Source organism: Pedobacter ginsengisoli, from assembly GCF_002736205.1.
Classification (GTDB): Bacteria; Bacteroidota; Bacteroidia; order Sphingobacteriales; family Sphingobacteriaceae; genus Pedobacter; species Pedobacter ginsengisoli_A.
The window spans coordinates 5028022-5048732 of the sequence record NZ_CP024091.1 but is presented as its reverse complement, the minus strand read 5'-3'; the positions used below and the strand labels follow the sequence as shown (position 1 = coordinate 5048732).

The window sequence follows — 20711 nt, the reverse complement described above, 5'->3', positions numbered from 1 at the left end:
CTAAAGTTATTTAGTTTCAGTAGCTGACGCAGCTTTACGCTTAGTCACTTCAGTATTTAATCGGGCGATATCTCTTCTTACCTTTTTAATACGGGTAGGATTCTCTATAGCCGAAATTGTATGTGCAAATTTTAACTTTACTAAGTTTTCCTTTTCTTCTGCAATCCTGGCTACTAGTTCTTCTTGTGAAAGCCCTGTGATTTCTGAGTTCTTCATTTTATTAATTTTTATGTTGTGGGTCTAGCGGTTATAATAACAAGTTACTTACAACATTCAACCCATAACTTATTATGCCTCTACGTAATCTCTACGTACTACAAATTTTGTTTGGATCGGTAATTTTTGAGCTGCCAATCTCATAGCCTCTTTAGCAATTTCTAAAGGAACTCCTTCGGCTTCAAAAATAATACGTCCGGGTCTAACTACGGCTACCCAGTACTCTGGAGCACCCTTACCTTTACCCATACGTACCTCAGCTGGTTTCTTAGTTACCGGTTTATCCGGGAATATTCTAATCCAAACCTGGCCTTCACGTTTCATGAAACGAGTTACGGCAATACGGGCTGCCTCTATCTGACGACTGGTAATCCAAGTCGACTCTAAAGATTTAATCCCGAAAGACCCGAATGATAATTCAGCACCACGAGTTGCTAAACCTTTCATTCTGCCCTTTTGCATCTTTCTGAACTTCGTTCTTTTTGGCTGTAACATTTTATTTTAATATTATCGTTAAACGATCTGTTAACTAATTATTTACGAGGACCTCTGTTCTGAGTATTTCCGCCTCTATTATCTCTTCCTGCGCCAGAACCACCTTGACCTGGGCCTCTTCCGCCACGACCTTTGTCGTTTCTTCTGTCGCCACCGCCACGGTTATCTCTGTCTCTACCACCACCTGCAAAAGCACCTTCTGGTCTTCCACCTTTACCAGGAGCATTGCTCGTAGCACCGATGTTTGGAGAAAGATCACGTTTACCGTAAACTTCACCTTTACAGATCCATACTTTAACACCTATTTTTCCATAAGTAGTTAAAGCTTCTGCTAATGCATAATCAATGTCAGCACGGAAAGTATGCAAAGGAATTCTTCCTTCTTTATACTGTTCGCTACGAGCCATCTCAGCACCACCTAAACGACCAGAGGTCATAATTTTGATACCTTCAGCACCCATACGCATTGTTGATGCGATAGTAGATTTCATTGCTCTACGGAATGAAATCCTTGCTTCTAATTGTTTTGCAACACCTTCAGCTACTAATTGAGCATCAAGTTCAGGACGTTTAATTTCAAAAATGTTGATCTGAATTTCCTTTTTAGTCAATTTTTTCAACTCTTCTTTGATCTTGTCAACTTCCTGTCCTGCTTTACCTATCACAATCCCCGGACGAGCTGTGTGAATAGTAACAGTGATACGTTTCAACGTACGCTCAATTACTACTTTAGCTACACCGCCTTTTGCGATACGTGCAGAAAGGTATTTTCTTATTTTTTCGTCCTCAACTAATTTATCAGCATAGTTGTTGCCACCGAACCAGTTAGAATCCCAACCTTTGATGATTCCTAACCTGTTACCTATTGGATGTGCTTTTTGTCCCATTTCTGTTAATTAGTTTGAGTTTCAACGTTTTTACTATCTACTATCAAAGTTACGTGGTTTGAACGTTTACGTATTCTGTAACCGCGTCCTTGAGGTGCTGGTCTTAATCTTTTTAACTGACGACCACCGCCTACCATTATCGTTTTCACGTATAATTGATTTTCTTCAGGGCGAGAACCTTCATTCTTAGTTTCCCAGTTTTTGATAGCTGATAATAATAGTTTCTCAACTTTTATTGCTGCTTCTTTATTGGTAAACTTTAAAATATGTAAAGCTTTCTCAACACGCTCACCTCTGATAAGATCTACAACCAAACGCATTTTACGTGGTGAGGTTGGACAATTGTTTAATTTCGCTACTGCTTCCATCTCTTAATTATTTTTTCTTTTCAGAGTGACCCCTAAATGTTCTGGTTGGAGCAAACTCTCCCAGCTTATGACCAACCATGTTTTCTGTTACGTATACCGGTATAAATTTATTACCGTTGTGTACTGCAAATGTATGACCCACAAAATCTGGTGAAATCATTGATCTGCGTGACCAAGTTTTAATTACAGACTTCTTGCCTGAATCATTCATAGATACTACTTTCTTCTCTACGTTATGGTCAATATAAGGTCCTTTTTTTATCGAACGAGCCATTATTTCTTCCTTTTCTCTATGATGAAACGATTTGAGTATTTTTTAAGTGTACGGGTTTTGAAGCCTTTGGCATACATACCGTTTCTTGAGCGAGGCTGACCTCCTGATGAGCGACCCTCACCACCACCCATTGGGTGATCTACCGGGTTCATCGCTACTGGACGTGTTCTTGGACGACGTCCCAACCAGCGGCTGCGACCTGCTTTACCTAATACCTCATTTGCATGATCTGAATTGGAAACTGCTCCGATTGTAGCCAAACATGCAGTCAAGATTAATCTTGTCTCGCCTGAAGGCATTTTCAATGTAGCATATTTACCATCACGAGCTGCTAACTGTGCATAAGCACCTGCGCTACGTGCTAACTGTGCTCCACGGCCTGGATGAATCTCTACATTGTGTACAATAGATCCCAAAGGAATATTGGCCAATGTAAGGGTATTTCCTACCTCTGGAGTAGCTGTTTCTCCCGAAACTACTGTTTGTCCTACTTGCAACCCTTCAGGTGCAATAATGTAACGCTTCTCGCCATCTGCATAATGTAATAATGCAATACGTGAGGTACGGTTTGGATCGTACTCAACAGTTGCTACTGTTGCAGGAATGTTAAATTTCTCACGTTTAAAATCAATTAAACGGTAAGATTTTTTGTGACCACCACCAATGTAGCGCATAGTCATCTTTCCTGTATTGTTACGTCCTCCCGATTTCTTAGAAGATACAACCAATGATTTTTCGGGCTTGGTTGCTGTAATCTCCGTAAAACTGGCACCAACTCTAAAGCGGGTTCCCGGAGTAACTGGTTTAAATTTTCTTAAGCCCATAGTTTATAAATAATTCAATTCTTATTAAATATTCGCGTAATAATCTATTGTTTCGCCTGCTTTCAAGGTAACAACAGCTTTTTTGTATTTCGGGCTACGACCAGTAACTAATCCGCCTTTTGTATTTCTAGATTTAACTTTTCCAACTACAACCATAGTGTTGATAGCTAAAACGTTAACGCCATACATTTTTTCAATAACTTGCTTAATCTGCAATTTATTAGCTTTTGGATCTACCTGAAAAGTAAAACGATTAGACTTTTCTGTTAATGCCGAAGCCTTTTCTGTTAATATTGGTTTTCTTAAAAGTTCCATATTACTTGGCAAATGCCTCCTCCAATGTTTTAAGAGAATCAGTAGTCAACAAAAGCTTACCACAGTTTAATACATCATAAGTATTCAATTGGTCTGCAGTAATTACTTTAGCTTTCTGAATGTTTCTGCTTGATAAATAGATATTGTTATTTTGTGAAGGTAAAACCAACAATGTCTTTTCGTTAACCAAGTTCAATGCGCTAACTAAATTCAAGTAGTTTTTAGTTTTGATTGAATCAAAAGTGAAGCCTTCTAAAACCACAACATTTTGATCTTGTGCTTTATAAGATAACGCAGACTTACGAGCTAACGCTTTCAATTTTTTATTCAATTTAAAACTATAATCGCGTGGTTGAGGACCAAATACACGACCACCACCATTAAACAATGGAGATTTAATACTTCCGGCACGAGCACCACCAGTACCTTTTTGTTTATATAATTTACGGGTTGAACCAGCAATCTCATTACGTTGTTTAGACTTGTGAGTACCTTGACGTTGATTAGCCAAATACTGTTTAACATCTAAATAAATTGCGTGGTCAACAGGCGTAATGCCAAATACCGACTCAGGAAGCTGCACCTTGGCACCTGTCTCTTTTCCTGAAATGTTTAATACTTTAACTTCCATCTGCTTACTTATCTAAGATTACGTAAGAACCCTTAGCTCCTGGTACGGAACCACTAACTACAACTAGATTTTGATCAGCGTAAACTTTCAAAACTTGTAAGTTTTGAACTTTCACTCTATCTCCACCCATTCTTCCCGCCATACGCATGCCTTTAAATACACGTGAAGGATAAGAAGCAGCACCTAATGAACCTGGCGCACGCATTCTGTTATGCTGTCCGTGAGTTTGCCCACCAACACCACCGAAACCATGGCGTTTAACAACACCCTGGAAACCTTTACCTTTTGATGTACCAACTACATCCACAAAATCACCTTCGTTAAAGATGTTTACCGTTACAGTATCGCCTAAATTTAACGATTCTTCAAACGGGTCAAATTCAACCAATTTACGTTTTGGGGTAGTGTTTGCTTTCGCAAAGTGGCCTTTAAGGGGCTGAGTGGTGTTTTTTTCTTTAGCTTCGTCGAAACTCAACTGAACTGAAACGTAACCGTCTTTTTCTTCGGTCTTTACCTGTGTAACTACACAAGGCCCAGCTTCGATCACCGTGCATGGAATATTCTTTCCTTCGGCGTCGAAAATGCTGGTCATTCCTACTTTTTTTCCAATAATACCTGACATTTTCTATTTTAATTTAACACCCATCGAAGCAGTAGGGCTTCGTTCAAGGTGGATACACATCCCTGTTAAGGGACGGCAAAAATAAGAAAGAAATCTTAATTTTCAAATAGTTAGCTCATTATTTTTTCAAATAATTGCAAAAAAATATTTCTTGGGGTAGCGCTCATTTAAAACCGCATTTACCCAACCAACTTATTACTTAGACTAAAAAGAATTACACACAAAACGAAAGCGCCAATCAAAACATACAGATAATCGCGTTCAATTAAGAAGCTAAAAATAGAAAAAACAACCCGCATAATCGGCGTAAAGATCAACAGCAGAACACCAAATTGAATAATAGCACTCCCCTTTAAATCTCCCAAACCTATAAAAATATCAGAAACGGCCGAGAATCCCGACTTAACAGAATCAAATTGGCTATAATTCACAATTTCTGAATGATTAGAGCCCAAGTATACCAACCCTCCTATTAAAATTACGCTCATTGAAGCAATTACACCAACTCTAAGTAATGTTCCAAGGATGATCTGAATATCCCTGTCTGCAAAGAAATTTTTCTCCTTACTCATAATTTACCTGTTAATCCATTATATATCATTTGCAGTGCTAAAAAAGCAACAACAACAGCAAAAATAATTTTAAGCTTATCCGTTTTTGTTTTCACCAATATCTTGGAGCCTACTGTTGCTCCCGTTAAAACACCCAATGCTACAGGCATCGCAATCCCCGGATCAATCTGCCCTCTGTGTAAATATACAATGGCACTAGCCGCTGCCGTAACCCCCATCATAAAATTACTTGTTGTAGTTGACACCTTAAAGGGGATTCGCATAATATTATCCATCGCAATAACCTTTAAAGCCCCCGATCCAATTCCAAGTAATCCAGAAATAATACCCGCCACAAACATCATAAAGAAACCACCTGCTACATTATGCACCGCATAATTTTGCATCCCCTTATCTGTTGGGTAGCTACCATTCAATTTTAAGAAAACCGCCAATTTTCCAGATGTGTCATTATCAGAATGGTCAACCTTTTTACGTACCATCATTATGGCCGAGAACAACAAGATGACACCAAAAATTATTGCAATATAACTTGGGTTAATAAACACAGTTATAACGGCTCCAATAATTGCACTTATTGTAGTAGCAATCTCCAGAAACATTCCGATCCTAATATTTGTGATACCCTCCTTTACATAAGCCGCGGCCGACCCGGATGAGGTTGCTATTACAGAAATGATGGATGCTCCTATTGCATAGTGAATATCAACCCCTAATACCAGTGTTAATAACGGAATGATAATTACTCCTCCACCTAAGCCGGTTAGTGACCCTACTAATCCAGCTACAAAAGCTCCCAGCAAGACAATAATTGTAAATAATAATACCGACATTGTTGCAAATATACTATCTCCTAACAAAACACAATAAAATTAAAATATGAATGTTAAATTAGAGGTAAACCACTTTGGTATACCCAAACCGAATAAACAACTACCATATATAAAACAAAAGTCTATCAATGAGAAAAATCTTACTACCAATCATCACAATTCTGTTTATTAATTTTACTGCCCTGGCACAGGTAAAAACTGATACCACCAAAATTGACCCTACCCTAAAAGGACAATATCAATTGCTATTGTCAAAATCAAAAACTTTAAATGGATACAAGCTTGTAAATCCATCCAGGTTATCTGGATTCTGGCAAAACGTTAGAGACAGCTTAAATACCGACCGCAAACAATTAGTGGTAACCAGAAAAAAAATAGCAGATCAGGGGAAAGAAATCGTTAATCTCAAAAAACAAATTTCTGACACCGAATCTTCACTTGCCAGCTCTAATACCAAGTTAAATGAAATCAGCTTTCTTGGTATAGGATTTACCAAATCCAATTACAACCTTTTTGTATGGGGCTTAATAATTGTATTAGGACTAGCATTGGTTATAATAATTTTACGATCGGCAAAGCATATACACGAAGCCAGGTATAGAAGCACCTTGTATGATGAAATCTCACAGGAATACCAAAACTATAAAGTAAAGGCAAATGACAAGGAGAAAAAGTTAGCCAGAGAATTGCAGGATGAGCGCAACAAATTAGACGAATTTAAAAGTCGCGGCAGATAAACTGCTTATCTCAACATAAACAAAAAGGCCCTTGAAAAATAAACTTCAAGGGCCTTTTTGTTAACCGTTAAAGTATAGTTATACTTTAATTTCTACTTCAACTCCGCTAGGTAATTCAAGTTTCATTAAAGCATCAACTGTTTTAGAGTTAGAGCTATAAATGTCTAACAAACGTTTGTATGCACATAATTGAAACTGCTCACGTGCTTTTTTGTTCACGTGTGGTGAACGTAAAACTGTGAATATTTTCTTTTCTGTTGGCAACGGAATTGGTCCGCTAACCACTGCACCCGTAGGTTTAACAGTTTTTACGATTTTCTCAGCAGATTTATCTACCAAGTTGTAATCGTAAGATTTTAATTTAATTCTGATTCTTTGGCTCATCGTATTTATTTAATTAAGGCGCCGGTTAGAGCTATTAATAACCGGCAGCCAGTTTATTTTTTATTCTACAGATTTAATTCTGCCTTTTGATTTAGCAATAACTTCATCCTGAACGTTTTTCGGAGCTGGTTCGTAGTGATCAAACTCCATTGTAGAGGTTGCACGACCAGAAGTAATAGTACGTAACTGAGTTACATAACCAAACATCTCTGAAAGAGGTACAGTTGCTTTAATTACCTGAGCACCATTACGTGTATCCATTCCTAAAAGTTGACCACGACGACGGTTCATGTCACCGATAACATCTCCCATGTTTTCTTCAGGAGTAAGAATCTCGATTTTCATGATTGGCTCCATCAATACAGGGCTACATTTAGGTAATGCCTCGCGGTATGCCATTTTAGCAGCAAGCTCAAAAGATAAAGCATCTGAATCGACTGCGTGGAATGAACCATCAATTAAGCGAACTTTCATATCAGGTAGTGGGTAACCAGCCAATACTCCGTTAGCCATAGATGCAGCAAATCCTTTTTCTACAGATGGGATAAATTCACGAGGAATTGAACCACCGGTGATTTCGTTAACAAACTGCAATCCGCCTTTTTCCCAATCAGCATCAATAGGAGAGATAACAACTTGGATATCCGCGAATTTACCACGACCACCAGATTGTTTTTTATATGTCTCACGATGTTGAACGGTTCCATTAATTGCTTCTTTGTAAGCAACTTGTGGCGCACCTTGATTAACCTCAACCTTAAACTCACGTTTTAAACGGTCAATCAAAATATCTAAGTGAAGCTCACCCATACCAGAGATTACAGTCTGGCCAGTTTCCTGATCAGTTTGAACTCTAAAGGTAGGATCCTCTTCAGCCAATTTAGATAAGCCCATACCTAATTTATCAATATCAGCTTGAGTTTTAGGCTCAATTGCTAAACCGATAACCGGTTCTGGGAAATCCATTGATTCAAGGATAATTGGGTTTTTCTCATCACAAAGTGTATCACCTGTTTTAATATCTTTAAATCCAACTACAGCAGCAATATCACCAGCACCTACATTAGGAATTGGGTTTTGCTTGTTAGCATGCATTTGGAAGATACGAGAAATACGCTCTTTGCTTTCAGAACGTGCGTTATAAACGTACGAACCAGCTTCTAAGTTACCCGAATAAACACGGATAAAGCACAAACGACCTACGAAAGGATCTGTTGCAATTTTAAAAGCTAAAGCTGCAAAAGGCTCTTTTACATCTGGCTGACGAGTTACTTCTTTACCAGTTTCTGGGTCAGTACCTGTAATACCATCCACATCCATTGGCGAAGGCAATAATTCCATTACCAAATCAAGCATGGTCTGAACACCTTTGTTTTTGAAAGATGAACCACAAACCATAGGAACAATTTTTGCATCTAAGGTAGCTTTACGCAATGCATCAAGAATTTCACGCTCAGTGATTGAACTTGGATCTTCGAAGAATTTCTCCATCAAAGACTCATCATAATCAGCAACAGCTTCTAATAAATTCTCTCTCCATTCAGCAACCTCATCAATCATATCATCAGGAATTGGCACTTCAGTAAAGGTCATACCTTTATCATGCTCATTCCAAACAATACCACGGTTATTGATCAAATCAACAACACCTTTAAAGTTATCTTCAGCACCAATTGGTAACTGCAAAGGAACAGCGTGGCTACCCAGCATGTCTCTTACTTGTTTAACAACTTTTAAGAAATCAGCTCCTGAGCGGTCCATTTTGTTAACGAAACCAATACGTGGAACTGCATAGTTGTTAGCTAAACGCCAGTTAGTTTCAGATTGAGGTTCAACACCATCAACAGCTGAAAATAAAAACACTAATCCATCCAAAACACGTAATGAACGGTTTACCTCTACGGTAAAATCCACGTGTCCGGGAGTATCGATAACGTTTACCTGATATTTGTTACCGCGGTAAGGCCAGAATACAGTAGTTGCAGCAGACGTGATGGTTATCCCACGTTCAGCTTCCTGTACCATCCAGTCCATAGTTGATGCACCTTCGTGTACCTCACCAATTTTGTGGTTTACCCCAGCATAATAAAGGATACGCTCTGTTGTTGTAGTTTTACCTGCATCAATGTGAGCTGCAATCCCGATATTTCTAGTAAATTTTAAATCTCTTGACATTATAATAATTTCAAATATTAGAAACGGAAATGTGAGAACGCTTTGTTAGCCTCAGCCATTTTATGCGTATCTTCTTTCTTTTTCACTGCTGCACCTTCACCTTTAGCTGCTGAAACAATTTCACCTGCTAATTTCTCTTTCATTGTTTTTTCACCACGTTTACGAGCGTAAGAAATTAACCATTTCATGCCTAAAGCAATCTTACGGTCTGGTCTTACTTCTGTAGGCACCTGGAAGTTAGCACCACCAACACGGCGTGACTTAACCTCTACTGCAGGCATTACATTTGCTAAAGCACGTTTCCATACTTCTAAACCGTTCTCACCAGCTTTTTTCTCAGCTAATTCAACAGCATTATAAAAAATATCATATGCGATAGATTTTTTTCCATCGTACATCATATTATTTACAAATCTCGTCACCTGAACATCGTTAAATTTTGGATCAGGAAGGATAATTCTCTTTTTTGGTTTTGACTTTCTCATTTTTCTTTCCTCCTAATTATTTCTTTTTACCTTTTGTTGGTGCCGCTGCTACTTGTCCCGGTTTAGGGCGTTTAGTACCATATTTTGAACGACGTTGGTTACGACCAGCAACTCCTGAAGTATCTAATGCTCCACGGATGATGTGATAACGTACACCTGGTAAATCTTTAACACGTCCACCACGAATCAATACGATTGAGTGCTCCTGTAAATTGTGACCTTCTCCAGGGATGTAAGCGTTAACCTCTTTACCATTGGTTAAACGTACACGTGCAACTTTACGCATTGCTGAGTTTGGTTTTTTAGGGGTAGTGGTATATACACGTGTACATACACCTCTTCGCTGTGGACAGCTGTCCAACGCCGGAGACTTACTCTTGAACTCCAGTGCTACTCTACCTTTTCTAACTAATTGTTGAATGGTTGGCATTGTTCTTTTTTGTTTTTCTTATTTTATGTTTAAAAACTTTACCCCTCAATAAGGGACTGCAAAGGTAAGACAATACATTTTATAAATCAAGGGGTTAACTAATATTTCCATCAAGGATATATTATTTTTTCTAAAAACCACGATAACACGGCTTTTCATGTAAGAACAAAAACAACGGTTCTTCACAAGATTAGCATTTCTTCACACCTCCTTCACACCAAATACACAAACAGGTACCTTTTTGTGAAGGAGGTGTGTAGAATGTGTGAACCATGTGAGGACTTGACCCTAACAGGGTTAATGGAATGTATTTAGATATAATCTCTCAACTTTTTTCCTGGCCCAGTCGGTTTTCCTTAAAAATTTAAGACTCGAATTCATGGTGGGGTTATTATTAAAGCAGGCAATTTTTACGAGTATGCCCAATTCTTCCCAACCATAATGCCATACAAGTTGTTTTAGGATAAATTCGAGTGTTTTTCCGTGTAATGGATTATTTTTCTGTTCATCGATGGCCATGCCACAAAAATAATAAGAATAACTAAATTTGGACATAAATAAAAGTGTATGAATTTCAAACTAGGAGACTTTGTTCGTTTTGTTGACGAGAATTTAGAAGGGTACATTACCCGAATTATCGACAAAGACACCATTGGTGTTACTGATGCCAATGATTTTGAGATACCAGTTTTAGCATCTAAAGTAACATTGGTACACGGAGAGGTTACAGACAATGATGTTGTTACCAATCGCCCTGCACCAGTTACACCTCAAACAGAGTTTATAAAAAACGGTGTATTTCTTGCTATAGTAACCGATCAGCACAGTAATTCTGTAGCGCACTTTCATATCGTGAACGAAACATCATTCCAATTACTTATTAGTTTAACTACTGAAAAAGGAGGAGATTTTAAAGGGGAATTTGCTAACATTTTAGCTCCTCATTCAACAAAAAAAATCTATTCAGATCACTTGGGCGATATCCAGATCTGGCCTAAGTTTATTATTGAAGCCCTGTTTAATACAGTAGCTAATATAGAACCTAAGCCTCCAATAGTTATAAAAAGAAGCCTGAAAGGCAAAGATCTTTCTGTTGCTAAAGTAGATATTGCTTTGCTGAAGCAAAAAGGATGGCTAATTCGACTTGACGAAACTGAGGCATTAATAGATCCCCAGAAATTAAAGGAAAGCTTTTTTAAAAGCCACTAGCTAAAGCCAATTATGTTAAAAGAAGAAGGGGTATCATTAGATCATGATACCCCTTCTTCTTTTAATTTTTCTTCCATTTATTATTGTCGCTGTTTACATCGGGCAATAAATTCTCCGGATCTAAAACAACCGACACCACTTCCTCTGTTGTAGGATAAGGAACTGTCCATGTATTATTTCTCATCCAAACATCTACCGGAATTTTTACCTGATCGGTTTTGCCGCTTTTGGTTTTTATTTCCAAAATGATTGGCATTGGCATTTTTTCAAGATTTGCAACAACAATATTATAACCTTTAGGTTCATCTCGGTTAGATTCTGTTACAGAAACAATAGCCTGATCCATTTTCCAGTTATCCAGGAACCAGCCTCTCCAAAACCACGAAAGATCCTCGCCAGCACCGTTTTCTATTGAACGGAAGAAATCTTGCGGTGTTGGATGTTTAAAGGCCCAATGATCTATATATTGCCTGAAAGCGTAATCAAAACGGCCGGCTCCTAATACTACGTTTCTAAGGATATTCAGGCCTTGAGCTGGCTTATAGTACAAGTTCTCTCCAATGTTACGCTCTTTCATAGCATCGGGGCTTAACATGATATATTCCAACTCCGGATTTTGTAGCTTCTCTGCAACTTTATGCATGTTATCGGGATCTTTCTTGTACTCTCCGTTGTTAAATTCCGAAGAAGATATTCTATTGATAAAGGTATTAAAACCTTCGTCCATCCAGCCGTATTTACGCTCATTACTACCCACAATCATCGGAAACCAGGTATGGCCAAATTCATGATCTATAACTCCCCATGCACTGCCTTTTTTAGCCTTCCAGCCACAAAAAACAATACCAGGGTACTCCATACCACCAACATTACTGGCAACATTAACTGCCATTGGGTAAGGATACTCGAACCATTTCTCTGAATAGTGTTCTATAGATGTTTTAACATATTCAACAGCGCGGCCGTAACCGTCATTCCCATTACTTTCAACCGGATGAACCGAAACTGCCAATGATTTTTTGCCGCTTGGTAAGTTAATACGAGCTGCATCTAAAACAAAGGCCTTTGATGAACCCCAGGCAACATCTCTGGCATTTTTCATTTTAAATTTCCAGGTAAGTTTATCCTTTTCAGGACGGGATTTAGGATCATTAACTTCAGATTCAGATCTAATTGAGATTGTTTTGTCGCTTGATTTTGCTTCATTCCATCGTTGCAATTGTACAGGAGTAAAAACCTCTTGTGGATTTACCAACTCGCCCGAGCCCATAACAATGTGGTTTGCCGGTGCTGTAACAGAGAAATCAAAATCGCCATATTCGCAATAGAATTCGCCAGCACCCCAATAAGGCAGGGTATTCCATCCTAATACATCATCGTAAACACACATCCGCGGAAACCATTGGGCTATTGAAAATATTTCGCCATTTTTTGTAGTTAAATGTCCCATCCTATCAGACCCGTTAATAGGAATGATAAATGAGAAATTCATTTTTATGGTAACCACGTCGCCTGCAGCAGCCATTGGTTCAGCCAATCTTATCTGCATACGGGTATCCTCTATTAAAGAAGTAAATTTAACTGCTTTCTGTTTTTGAGATACAGATAAGGCTTCTATTTTGTATCCACCAATTAGTTTTTCGCCTCTGGCGCCATATCTGCTTCCGGCAGCAATGAGTGAGTTCCCTCTGGATTCGGGTGCAAATAAATTCTGATCTAACTGCAGCCATAAATAAGGTAATTTATCGGGGCTGTTATTTTTATAGGTAATGGTAACTGAACCTGTAATTTTATTATTTGCTTCATCAAGATCTGCACTTATAATATAATCTGCATGATTTTGCCAGTATTTTGGGCCTGGATAACCACTTGCCGATCTGTATTCATTACCATTTTGAGTGTAAAAAAGCGGATTAAATGCTGCATGTGCATCATAATTACTTGATTTTGTATCCGTTTGCTGTGCCACTGTGGTCAATGCAAATACACACAACAATACCATCAGGATGGTTGACTTATAAGACATATAAAAGTTTAGTTTAAAGATTTCGAAATAAAGGTATAAAATCCAAGCAATCACCTGGTAATGTAACGACTTTATTAGTTTTTCTTTAACCTTGGTACCTGAGGCGGTTTTCTTTGAGAAGGTGGTAGTTTCAACCACTGATGATATGCCTGTACGGTATAATACTTGTAGTTGAATGGTCTGGCACTTTGCACAGTTGCAACAGGTGGCCTATATAAGGTCATAAAATCTTTTAAATCCTGACCTTTTAGCTTTACCAAATCCGAAACATAGGCTTCGGTAAAAACACTTTTTATTTCGTTTTCATATTGATCTTTCTCTTCCAAATCCTTTGCCTTGGCTTGCTGCTCTTTGTATTTGCCATATCCTAAGTTCAGCTTAATACCACCTGCTCTTGAAATATTTGGTTTCCCACGATAATCATCTGCCTCAACCCGCTTAGATTCTTTTGCCTCGGGATCGGGGCTTAAAATTGTAGGGTTTATTTTAGCACTTAATATCTTTACTTCTTTTAAGCTGGTAGAGCTTCCCGGGAGGAATATGGTTTTTGGAGAAAGGTTTGTAAGGTAAAGTGTATCTTTATGATACCCGTTTAATGAGAACTCTAATACATCGCCAACGTTGGCTGCAAGCGTGAATTTACCCGAAGCTTTTGTTGTTGTACTTTGATTATTATTAAAGTTTTTAACACTTACCTCTTGAAGTGGTAAAGTCTTTATTTCAAAATCATAGACAGTTCCTGAAACAACATCCTGTGCCCACAGTGTTGCAGGGGTCAATAAGATCAATGCCAACAAAAGTTTCTTAAGCATGCTCAAATATAACGCTGTTTAAATATTACGTTAGTTATTTAACAAATATTAACAGGAAAATGTTCGTGTACAGTACTAAATTTTTATGTATTGCTACTTTAAAATGCTTTGGTAGCTTTCTTCGCTAAAGCTAATTAAAACAGGCTTCCCATCAACCTCTATTATTGGACGTTTAATGGCACTTGTATAAGTCATTAAGACCTTAATTGCACTCTCTTTGCTATTTACTTCTTGCTGTTCCTCTGTGCTTAACTTTTTCCAAGTAGTTCCTTTTTTGTTCAGTACGGTTTCCCAACCAAATGTATCACACCAGGCATTTAATTTTTCGGCACTGATTCCTTTTTTCTTAAAGTCATGAAACTCTGGTTTAAACCCATTTTCAGTTAACCATGTCATGGCCTTTTTTACAGTATTGCAATTTGGTATTCCGTATACGATCATGCCCACAAACTTAAAAAAAAGAATTCAAATGATAATTCGTCACATTTTTTAACTGTTTCATCACATTTTAAATTTTGAGATCTTGCGTCGTTGTACTATTGCATTAACAAAGCATATCGAAAATTAATAAATAGCAAATGAAATTATCAGAATTAACGAAGGTTGAATTTTGGATAGCCACAAGCCTTTATGGGTTTGCAATCCTTTTACTTGTTTCAAATTCGGGCGATCGGACCCCTAGCCAGCTTGAATATTTGGCCAAAGGTGCAAATATGGAATATTCTTATGTTTCCAATTATCTTGTTCCTGAACTATTCCGTTTTTCAATACTCTACTTTAGTTTTCTCTTATTAAATTTCTGTATCATTCCGGCTCTTTTTAAGGCAAATAGCCGGGCATTGTCGCTGGTGATTTTAATTGGCCTGTTTCTGGGTATTGGATTAATTACAAGCGTCACATATACCTATAGCAAAGTTTATATGTTTCCTGATTTTAACAGCACTCAGGATGCCTATAATCACTTCTTTTTTAAAGGTTTTACCTATTCTGCGTGGTTGATGTTGGTTATAACCATATATGTATGTCTCAAAAAACTAATTATTAGTATTAAAGAGAATGAGAACACAGGTAATGATCCTTACAACCGCACTAAGCTAGAGGCTGTTTTTGGCGCAGCATTCTGGTTTGTGGGTCTGCTTTTACTAATAGCTACCTCATCGCCATTTGAGGTAATAGTATGCTGGACACTGGTGATCTGTTCAACAATAGCTATTGTTATCTTTTCTTTATACTATCTCATCCCACAAGTAAAAGAGTCGGGAAAGGGCTTTTGGAACTATTTCTGGAAGATATTTTTTATTACCCTAGCATCTTGTGTTCCTCTTTCTCTTATCGCATTAATGTTTAGTAATCATGGCGAAGTGGCAGCTGTTGTAATAGCTTTCCATATACCTACCCAACTTATCATAAGTGCTCCTTTATCGTGGTATATCTATAAAAAAAGAAATGAAAGTACTAATGAGCTTAACAACTTAAAAACTGAACTTGGAAAATCTGATGCAAGTTTAAGTTTCCTCAGGTCTCAAATTAACCCACACTTCTTGTTTAATGCTTTAAATACATTGTACGGGACCGCCTTACAAGAAAAAGCTGAACGTACGGGCGAAGGTATCCAGAAATTGGGCGATATGATGAGGTTTATGCTTCAGGAAAACCTGCAGGATAAAATTTCGCTAACCAGAGATGTAGATTACCTGAATAATTACATTGCTTTACAAAAATTAAGGACCTCCCGCTCTGCTTCAATTTCAATAGAAACACAAATTGAAGATCAGATTAATGGTCAACTGATAGCGCCAATGTTGCTTATTCCCTTTGTAGAAAATGCTTTTAAACATGGTGTTAGTTTACAACATCCATCACATATAAAAGTTACCCTCCAAACAAAGGAGAATACTTTATACTTTGATGTAAATAACAGTATTCATATTAAACCCGACAATGACCCAGAAAAACTTAAAAGTGGTATTGGCTTACAAAACGTAAAACAAAGACTTGCACTTTTATATCCGCGGAGGCATGAGTTAATTGTAAGGGAAAGTGCCAATGAATTCTTTATTCATTTAACACTGCAACTATAATAGTTATCGGGTTAACAAACTTACTTAAGTTATCTATATTTGAGCATAAAAGAAGATTCAACCATAACAAATGAGATTATAAAATGCTGGCAATAGCAATTGATGACGAGCCAATAGCCCTGGATATAATAGAGTCGCACGCGTCAAAAGTTCCATTTATTGAACTGAAGGCTACTTTCATAAATGCTTTTGAGGCCATAACTTATTTGCAAAACAATAAAATAGACTTAATTTTTCTGGATATCAAGATGCCTGATATCAGCGGTATTGACTTTTTAAATAGCTTAACAAACCCTCCGATGGTTATTTTTACAACCGCATATTCCGAACATGCGGTTAAGGGTTTTGAGCTCGATGCTGTAGATTACTTATTAAAACCATTTTCACTTGCCCGTTTTTTAAAGGGTTGCAACAAAGCACAGGAATTTTATACCCTCAGAAATAGTGCTGAAAGTGAGGAACAACCGGCTGCTATTTTTATAAAAGATGGCTATGAGCAGATAAAGGTTTATATTGATGATATATTATATGTAGAAGCTTCGGGCAATTATACACTGGTACACCTTGCAAACAAACCTCTTCTAAGTACCAGAATTCCAATAAGCGAAATGCTTTTACTGCTTCCGGCTAAAGCTTTTATTAGAACCCACCGTGCATTTATAGTTTCAAAAAACAAAATTAGTAAGTTCGATCGTTCTCAGATTTGGATTGGTGAGCAGGTTATCCCAATAGGAGTAACTTATTCTCAATGTTTAAGGGAATTACATTAAATTTATCTTGCAATAGTTAGTGAACTTGTCATAACAAGCACTATCATTGTATTTACTTTTAAAGGCTTCAATATTTATTAATTTACATATGTTTAAATTATCTTTTAAACAACAAGTGCTAACAGGATTTGCTATATCCTTATTATTTGTTCTGGTGTCTGCAATTACATCATATCTTAGCATTGACCAGCTAAGTAAAGACACAAAATGGCAAGGTCATACATATGATGTTATGAATTTAGCTAAGGATGTTGAATTCCAGGTTTTAAACTCAGAAACCAGCATCAGAGGGTTCGTTTTATCTGGAAACAAAGAATATCTAAATCCTTACCACACTAATGTTTCAAAGATTCTGCCTACAATAGCCGAGTTAAAAAGGTTAACAATTGATAATGCTGAACAGCAAATCAGAATTGATACCCTAAGTCAGTACGCGCATGCTAAAATTGAGGAGATGAAAGAAGTTCTCCGCATTTATGAATCGAAGGGAAAAGATGCGACATCAGCAAGGGTAATGGGAGGTTTGGGCCAATTTTATAAATCCCAAATATTAAAATCAGGAAACCAAATAATCCAGAATGAAGTTAAGCTGCTAGCCAAAAGAAAAGCTGCAATTGTAAGTAGCAGCAAGCAAAGCGAATGGGTAGTTCTGCTAAGTGCTATAATTATTTTCTGTTTGATATTGTTTCTCTTTTCTTACATCAAAAAAACTTTTGATCAGCAAAAATTAACAGAAAGACAAATCAGAGAATCTAATATTGAATTAGAACGGATTTCAGCTGAAAATGAACAAAAGAATTGGTTACTATCTGGTGTAACCGCTGTAAATGAAGCTATGCGGGGCGAACAGGACACAGAAGAGTTTTCTACAAAAGTATTGGCATCAATATGTAATTATATAAATGCCTCTGTTGGATCGCTATTTCTGGCTAATCGCTCAAAAAAAACAATAAAATTTGTGGGGGGCTATGCATTCGAAACAGCAAAAGGAGCCGTAAAGGAATATCAATTTGGGGAGGGGCTAGTTGGACAAACTGCGATTGAAAAACAAGCCAAACTTCTTAACAAGGTTCCTTCAGATTATATAAAAATACAATCGGGATTAGGAAGCATGATTCCGAGTCATATATTTCTACTTCCAATACTATTTGAAAATGAAACGCTGGCAGTGATAGAATTGGGTTTAAACAATGAACCAGATTCATCTACTTTGTTGTTTTTAAACACAATTGCCGAGAACATTGGTATTGGAATAAACAGTGCCGTAGCACGTGTTACATTACGGGCCTTATTTGAGCAAACTCAGCAACAGGCCGAGGAATTGGAAAGTCAGCAGGAAGAACTTCGTACAACAAACGAGGAACTTGTTTATAAATCTGAGCAGTTGCAGGCATCAGAAGAAGAACTTAGGGTACAGCAAGAGGAACTTCGCCAAACAAATGCAGAACTAGAAGAAAAGGCGCAACAGCTTGAAGAACGGAACATACTTGTAAATCAGGCCCGGGAAGCGATGAGTTTAAAAGCTGAAGAACTTGAGATTTCGAGTAAATATAAATCTGAGTTTTTGGCCAATATGAGTCATGAGTTAAGAACTCCATTAAATAGTATATTGATTCTGGCAAGAATTTTAAAAGAGAATAGACCTGAGAATTTAAACGAAGATCAAATTAAATATGCGGGTGTTATCCATAATGCGGGTTCCGATCTGTTAGCTCTTATTAATGATATTCTTGATCTTTCAAAAATTGAATCCGGCAAAATAGACCTAACTATTGAGCACATTCAGCCTAAAGTTGTTCAGCAAGATATGGATGCGTTATTCGGTGAATTGGCTAGGAGCAAGAAAATCACTTTTAAAACAACGCTTGAACAAAATTTACCAGATTCAATATTCACTGATCAGACCAGGCTGGAGCAAATAGTAAAAAACCTATTATCAAATGCCTTTAAATTTACTTCAGAGCATGGAGAGATTTCTTTAAATATAAGCAATGCAACAAAGGAATCGAGGTTTTATTCTGAGCAGCTAAGAAACTCTACTAAAAAAATTATAGCAATAGAAGTAAAAGATACGGGAATTGGAATACCAGAGGATAAGCAAAAGCTAATCTTTGAAGCATTTCAGCAAGCAGATGGATCTACGAGCAGGAAATACGGCGGAACCGGGCTGGGTCTGTCTATTAGCAAGGAGCTAGCGTACATATTAGGTGGCGAAATTCAGGTTAAGAGTGAGCCTGGCCATGGAAGCATATTTACGCTTTTTATTCCTGAGGAGAATACGACAAACAGCCCTAAAGAGGCAATTAACCATGTTGCGGAGGAGGCTAAAATTGTGCCGCTAATTCCAGAACCTGTATTGCTCCCGGTTAAGAATGGTACCGCTCAAACTTTATTAATAGTAGAAGATGATGTTGTTTTTGCGGATGTATTAAATGACTACGCTATAGAAAAGGGTTTTAAACCTCTTCTTGCTCATAGCGGAGATGTTGGACTGGAAATGGCGATATCTCAACTTCCCGATGCCATTGTGCTTGATATTATGCTGCCAGTAATGGATGGATGGACAATACTTAAAAAACTTAAAGAGAATCCGAAAACCAAACACATTCCTGTGCACATGATGTCGGCCGGCAATGAAAAGGAAAGTAAGGCCAAAAAAGAAGGTGCAATTGGGTTCCTTAAAAAGCCTATTGAAAAGGACAGGTTAGATGAAGCTTTTGAACTTCTAAGTTCTGCATATATAAAATATGATTTCAATACGGTTTTAGTAATTGAAGATCAGGAACTGCATAGTACACTCTTAACCCAGCAGCTTACTGAAAGTGGTGTTGAAGTAAAGCAAGCATTTAACGGAAAAGAGGCTCTGGAACTTTTAGAAAACCACACTTTTGATTGTATTATACTTGATTTAAAACTTCCGGATATTTCTGGGTTTGATTTATTGGACATGATTAAGTCTAAGCCGGAACTTGTACATGTGCCTGTAATTATAAATACGGCAATGGAATTGAGTGACGAAAAAATGGCTCACATTATGAGGTATACTGAGGCTATGGTTTTGAAATCGAACAAGTCAAACGATAGACTAATTGATGAGGTAAGTCTTTTCATGAATAAGCTTAAACAAGGTGACAAGTCGCCTACAGTTCAAAGTCAAAATAAAAGTAAGGGAACCTCTACTATTGAGAAGGCATTAAAGGACAAAACTATTTTAATTACGGATGATGATATGCGTAATATTTTTGCCCTTTCGAGTGCATTACAACTTTATGATATAAATATTATAATAGCAAATAATGGCAGAGAAGCACTTGAAAGACTGGCCGAGCATGAACAGATTGATCTTGTTTTAATGGATATTATGATGCCAGAAATGGATGGATATGAGGCAATGAAAGCAATTAGAACGGAGAAACGTTTTTCTAAGCTCCCAATTATTGCTTTAACTGCAAAAGCCATGAAAAATGACAGAGAGAAATGTATTGAAGCAGGTGCAAATGATTATATCTCTAAACCGGTGGATATGGACAAGTTGTTATCAATGTTAAGGGTTTGGTTGAGCTAA

Annotated in this window: 24 protein-coding genes; 5 read left to right on the top strand and 19 right to left on the bottom strand. The window is 37.4% G+C overall.

Annotated features, from left to right (window positions below; translation table 11 throughout):
- Positions 1 to 6: 6 nt before the first annotated feature.
- From rpmC to CPT03_RS21210, 11 genes are all read right to left on the bottom strand, one after another.
- Positions 7 to 216 (bottom strand): 50S ribosomal protein L29, encoded by a 210-nt coding sequence (gene rpmC / locus CPT03_RS21260; protein WP_099440706.1) that lies wholly within the window; start codon positions 214 to 216, stop codon positions 7 to 9.
- Positions 217 to 288: 72 nt separating this feature from the next.
- Positions 289 to 711, bottom strand: coding sequence for a 50S ribosomal protein L16 (gene rplP / locus CPT03_RS21255; RefSeq protein ID WP_008244578.1), 423 nt, complete (start codon positions 709 to 711; stop codon positions 289 to 291).
- A 38-nt stretch (positions 712 to 749) separates the two neighbouring features.
- Entirely contained in the window at positions 750 to 1598 is an 849-nt protein-coding gene (rpsC, locus tag CPT03_RS21250; protein WP_099440705.1) for a 30S ribosomal protein S3, read from the bottom strand.
- A gap of 5 nt (positions 1599 to 1603) precedes the next feature.
- Positions 1604 to 1966 carry a 50S ribosomal protein L22 gene (gene rplV, locus CPT03_RS21245; protein WP_099440704.1) on the bottom strand — a complete coding sequence of 121 codons (363 nt, stop codon included), beginning with the start codon at positions 1964 to 1966 and terminating at the stop codon, positions 1604 to 1606.
- Between the two features lie 7 nt (positions 1967 to 1973).
- Positions 1974 to 2240, bottom strand: a complete 267-nt coding sequence (gene rpsS / locus CPT03_RS21240) for a 30S ribosomal protein S19 (protein WP_008244581.1) — start codon at positions 2238 to 2240, stop codon at positions 1974 to 1976.
- Positions 2240 to 3064: a 50S ribosomal protein L2 gene (gene rplB / locus CPT03_RS21235; protein WP_099440703.1), complete on the bottom strand. Its 825-nt coding sequence runs from the start codon at positions 3062 to 3064 to the stop codon at positions 2240 to 2242. Before rplB ends, rpsS begins: the two co-directional genes overlap by 1 nt.
- Before the next feature lie 24 nt (positions 3065 to 3088).
- On the bottom strand, positions 3089 to 3379 hold the full coding sequence (gene rplW, locus CPT03_RS21230) for a 50S ribosomal protein L23 (RefSeq protein WP_099440702.1): 291 nt from the start codon (positions 3377 to 3379) through the stop codon (positions 3089 to 3091).
- 1 nt (position 3380) lies between these two features.
- Entirely contained in the window at positions 3381 to 4010 is a 630-nt protein-coding gene (gene rplD / locus CPT03_RS21225) for a 50S ribosomal protein L4 (RefSeq protein WP_099440701.1), read from the bottom strand.
- Between the two features lie 4 nt (positions 4011 to 4014).
- On the bottom strand, positions 4015 to 4632 hold the full coding sequence (rplC, locus tag CPT03_RS21220) for a 50S ribosomal protein L3 (protein ID WP_099440700.1): 618 nt from the start codon (positions 4630 to 4632) through the stop codon (positions 4015 to 4017).
- Positions 4633 to 4811: 179 nt separating this feature from the next.
- Positions 4812 to 5204 carry a DUF1634 domain-containing protein gene (locus tag CPT03_RS21215; protein ID WP_099440699.1) on the bottom strand — a complete coding sequence of 131 codons (393 nt, stop codon included), beginning with the start codon at positions 5202 to 5204 and terminating at the stop codon, positions 4812 to 4814.
- Entirely contained in the window at positions 5201 to 6037 is an 837-nt protein-coding gene (locus CPT03_RS21210; protein WP_099440698.1) for a sulfite exporter TauE/SafE family protein, read from the bottom strand. The genes CPT03_RS21215 and CPT03_RS21210 overlap by 4 nt, the downstream gene beginning before the upstream one ends.
- Before the next feature lie 128 nt (positions 6038 to 6165).
- Between CPT03_RS21210 and CPT03_RS21205 the strand changes: the two genes are divergently transcribed.
- Positions 6166 to 6774 (top strand): hypothetical protein, encoded by a 609-nt coding sequence (locus CPT03_RS21205; RefSeq protein WP_099440697.1) that lies wholly within the window; start codon positions 6166 to 6168, stop codon positions 6772 to 6774.
- 78 nt (positions 6775 to 6852) lie between these two features.
- Here CPT03_RS21205 and rpsJ read toward each other — a convergent pair whose 3' ends face one another.
- The 5 genes from rpsJ to CPT03_RS21180 all read right to left on the bottom strand — a co-directional run bounded on the left by rpsJ (position 6853) and on the right by CPT03_RS21180 (position 10767).
- Positions 6853 to 7158, bottom strand: coding sequence for a 30S ribosomal protein S10 (gene rpsJ, locus CPT03_RS21200; protein WP_008244591.1), 306 nt, complete (start codon positions 7156 to 7158; stop codon positions 6853 to 6855).
- A 60-nt stretch (positions 7159 to 7218) separates the two neighbouring features.
- Positions 7219 to 9333, bottom strand: coding sequence for an elongation factor G (gene fusA / locus CPT03_RS21195; protein ID WP_099440696.1), 2115 nt, complete (start codon positions 9331 to 9333; stop codon positions 7219 to 7221).
- Between the two features lie 17 nt (positions 9334 to 9350).
- Positions 9351 to 9818 carry a 30S ribosomal protein S7 gene (gene rpsG, locus CPT03_RS21190; protein WP_099440695.1) on the bottom strand — a complete coding sequence of 156 codons (468 nt, stop codon included), beginning with the start codon at positions 9816 to 9818 and terminating at the stop codon, positions 9351 to 9353.
- Positions 9819 to 9834: 16 nt separating this feature from the next.
- Positions 9835 to 10248, bottom strand: a complete 414-nt coding sequence (rpsL, locus tag CPT03_RS21185; protein WP_008244597.1) for a 30S ribosomal protein S12 — start codon at positions 10246 to 10248, stop codon at positions 9835 to 9837.
- Between the two features lie 297 nt (positions 10249 to 10545).
- Positions 10546 to 10767: a VF530 family DNA-binding protein gene (locus CPT03_RS21180; RefSeq protein WP_099441213.1), complete on the bottom strand. Its 222-nt coding sequence runs from the start codon at positions 10765 to 10767 to the stop codon at positions 10546 to 10548.
- A 48-nt stretch (positions 10768 to 10815) separates the two neighbouring features.
- Here CPT03_RS21180 and CPT03_RS21175 point away from each other — a divergent pair, with 48 nt between their 5' ends.
- Entirely contained in the window at positions 10816 to 11457 is a 642-nt protein-coding gene (locus tag CPT03_RS21175; protein ID WP_099440694.1) for a hypothetical protein, read from the top strand.
- 61 nt (positions 11458 to 11518) lie between these two features.
- Here the strand turns inward: CPT03_RS21175 and CPT03_RS21170 are convergent, their stop codons facing one another.
- The 3 genes from CPT03_RS21170 to CPT03_RS21160 form a co-directional block, all read right to left on the bottom strand.
- A complete protein-coding gene (locus tag CPT03_RS21170; protein ID WP_099440693.1) occupies positions 11519 to 13483 on the bottom strand; it encodes a M1 family metallopeptidase in 1965 nt (654 codons plus the stop codon).
- A gap of 74 nt (positions 13484 to 13557) precedes the next feature.
- On the bottom strand, positions 13558 to 14295 hold the full coding sequence (locus CPT03_RS21165; RefSeq protein ID WP_099440692.1) for a hypothetical protein: 738 nt from the start codon (positions 14293 to 14295) through the stop codon (positions 13558 to 13560).
- 93 nt (positions 14296 to 14388) lie between these two features.
- On the bottom strand, positions 14389 to 14736 hold the full coding sequence (locus CPT03_RS21160) for an arsenate reductase (protein ID WP_099440691.1): 348 nt from the start codon (positions 14734 to 14736) through the stop codon (positions 14389 to 14391).
- 137 nt (positions 14737 to 14873) lie between these two features.
- On the opposite strand from CPT03_RS21160, the gene CPT03_RS21155 reads away from it, so the two are divergent.
- From CPT03_RS21155 to CPT03_RS21145, 3 genes are all read left to right on the top strand, one after another.
- On the top strand, positions 14874 to 16376 hold the full coding sequence (locus CPT03_RS21155) for a sensor histidine kinase (RefSeq protein ID WP_099440690.1): 1503 nt from the start codon (positions 14874 to 14876) through the stop codon (positions 16374 to 16376).
- Between the two features lie 83 nt (positions 16377 to 16459).
- Positions 16460 to 17146, top strand: a complete 687-nt coding sequence (locus CPT03_RS21150; RefSeq protein ID WP_099440689.1) for a LytR/AlgR family response regulator transcription factor — start codon at positions 16460 to 16462, stop codon at positions 17144 to 17146.
- An 88-nt stretch (positions 17147 to 17234) separates the two neighbouring features.
- On the top strand, positions 17235 to 20711 hold the full coding sequence (locus tag CPT03_RS21145; protein WP_099440688.1) for a response regulator: 3477 nt from the start codon (positions 17235 to 17237) through the stop codon (positions 20709 to 20711).

What these genes read in the sequence shown, in the direction of transcription:
- rpsG (WP_099440695.1), bottom strand. Translation starts at nt 9,818, where the DNA reads ATGAGAAAGTCAAAACCAAAAAAGAGAATTATCCTTCCTGATCCAAAA.
- rplB (WP_099440703.1), bottom strand. Translation starts at nt 3,064, where the DNA reads ATGGGCTTAAGAAAATTTAAACCAGTTACTCCGGGAACCCGCTTTAGA.
- CPT03_RS21215 (WP_099440699.1), bottom strand. Translation starts at nt 5,204, where the DNA reads ATGAGTAAGGAGAAAAATTTCTTTGCAGACAGGGATATTCAGATCATC.
- rpsL (WP_008244597.1), bottom strand. Translation starts at nt 10,248, where the DNA reads ATGCCAACCATTCAACAATTAGTTAGAAAAGGTAGAGTAGCACTGGAG.
- CPT03_RS21155 (WP_099440690.1), top strand. Translation starts at nt 14,874, where the DNA reads ATGAAATTATCAGAATTAACGAAGGTTGAATTTTGGATAGCCACAAGC.
- CPT03_RS21170 (WP_099440693.1), bottom strand. Translation starts at nt 13,483, where the DNA reads ATGTCTTATAAGTCAACCATCCTGATGGTATTGTTGTGTGTATTTGCA.
- CPT03_RS21145 (WP_099440688.1), top strand. Translation starts at nt 17,235, where the DNA reads ATGTTTAAATTATCTTTTAAACAACAAGTGCTAACAGGATTTGCTATA.
- rplD (WP_099440701.1), bottom strand. Translation starts at nt 4,010, where the DNA reads ATGGAAGTTAAAGTATTAAACATTTCAGGAAAAGAGACAGGTGCCAAG.
- CPT03_RS21210 (WP_099440698.1), bottom strand. Translation starts at nt 6,037, where the DNA reads ATGTCGGTATTATTATTTACAATTATTGTCTTGCTGGGAGCTTTTGTA.
- fusA (WP_099440696.1), bottom strand. Translation starts at nt 9,333, where the DNA reads ATGTCAAGAGATTTAAAATTTACTAGAAATATCGGGATTGCAGCTCAC.
- CPT03_RS21205 (WP_099440697.1), top strand. Translation starts at nt 6,166, where the DNA reads ATGAGAAAAATCTTACTACCAATCATCACAATTCTGTTTATTAATTTT.
- CPT03_RS21165 (WP_099440692.1), bottom strand. Translation starts at nt 14,295, where the DNA reads ATGCTTAAGAAACTTTTGTTGGCATTGATCTTATTGACCCCTGCAACA.
- CPT03_RS21175 (WP_099440694.1), top strand. Translation starts at nt 10,816, where the DNA reads ATGAATTTCAAACTAGGAGACTTTGTTCGTTTTGTTGACGAGAATTTA.
- CPT03_RS21150 (WP_099440689.1), top strand. Translation starts at nt 16,460, where the DNA reads ATGCTGGCAATAGCAATTGATGACGAGCCAATAGCCCTGGATATAATA.
- rpsC (WP_099440705.1), bottom strand. Translation starts at nt 1,598, where the DNA reads ATGGGACAAAAAGCACATCCAATAGGTAACAGGTTAGGAATCATCAAA.
- CPT03_RS21180 (WP_099441213.1), bottom strand. Translation starts at nt 10,767, where the DNA reads ATGGCCATCGATGAACAGAAAAATAATCCATTACACGGAAAAACACTC.
- CPT03_RS21160 (WP_099440691.1), bottom strand. Translation starts at nt 14,736, where the DNA reads ATGATCGTATACGGAATACCAAATTGCAATACTGTAAAAAAGGCCATG.
- rpsS (WP_008244581.1), bottom strand. Translation starts at nt 2,240, where the DNA reads ATGGCTCGTTCGATAAAAAAAGGACCTTATATTGACCATAACGTAGAG.
- rplV (WP_099440704.1), bottom strand. Translation starts at nt 1,966, where the DNA reads ATGGAAGCAGTAGCGAAATTAAACAATTGTCCAACCTCACCACGTAAA.
- rpsJ (WP_008244591.1), bottom strand. Translation starts at nt 7,158, where the DNA reads ATGAGCCAAAGAATCAGAATTAAATTAAAATCTTACGATTACAACTTG.
- rplP (WP_008244578.1), bottom strand. Translation starts at nt 711, where the DNA reads ATGTTACAGCCAAAAAGAACGAAGTTCAGAAAGATGCAAAAGGGCAGA.
- rplC (WP_099440700.1), bottom strand. Translation starts at nt 4,632, where the DNA reads ATGTCAGGTATTATTGGAAAAAAAGTAGGAATGACCAGCATTTTCGAC.
- rpmC (WP_099440706.1), bottom strand. Translation starts at nt 216, where the DNA reads ATGAAGAACTCAGAAATCACAGGGCTTTCACAAGAAGAACTAGTAGCC.
- rplW (WP_099440702.1), bottom strand. Translation starts at nt 3,379, where the DNA reads ATGGAACTTTTAAGAAAACCAATATTAACAGAAAAGGCTTCGGCATTA.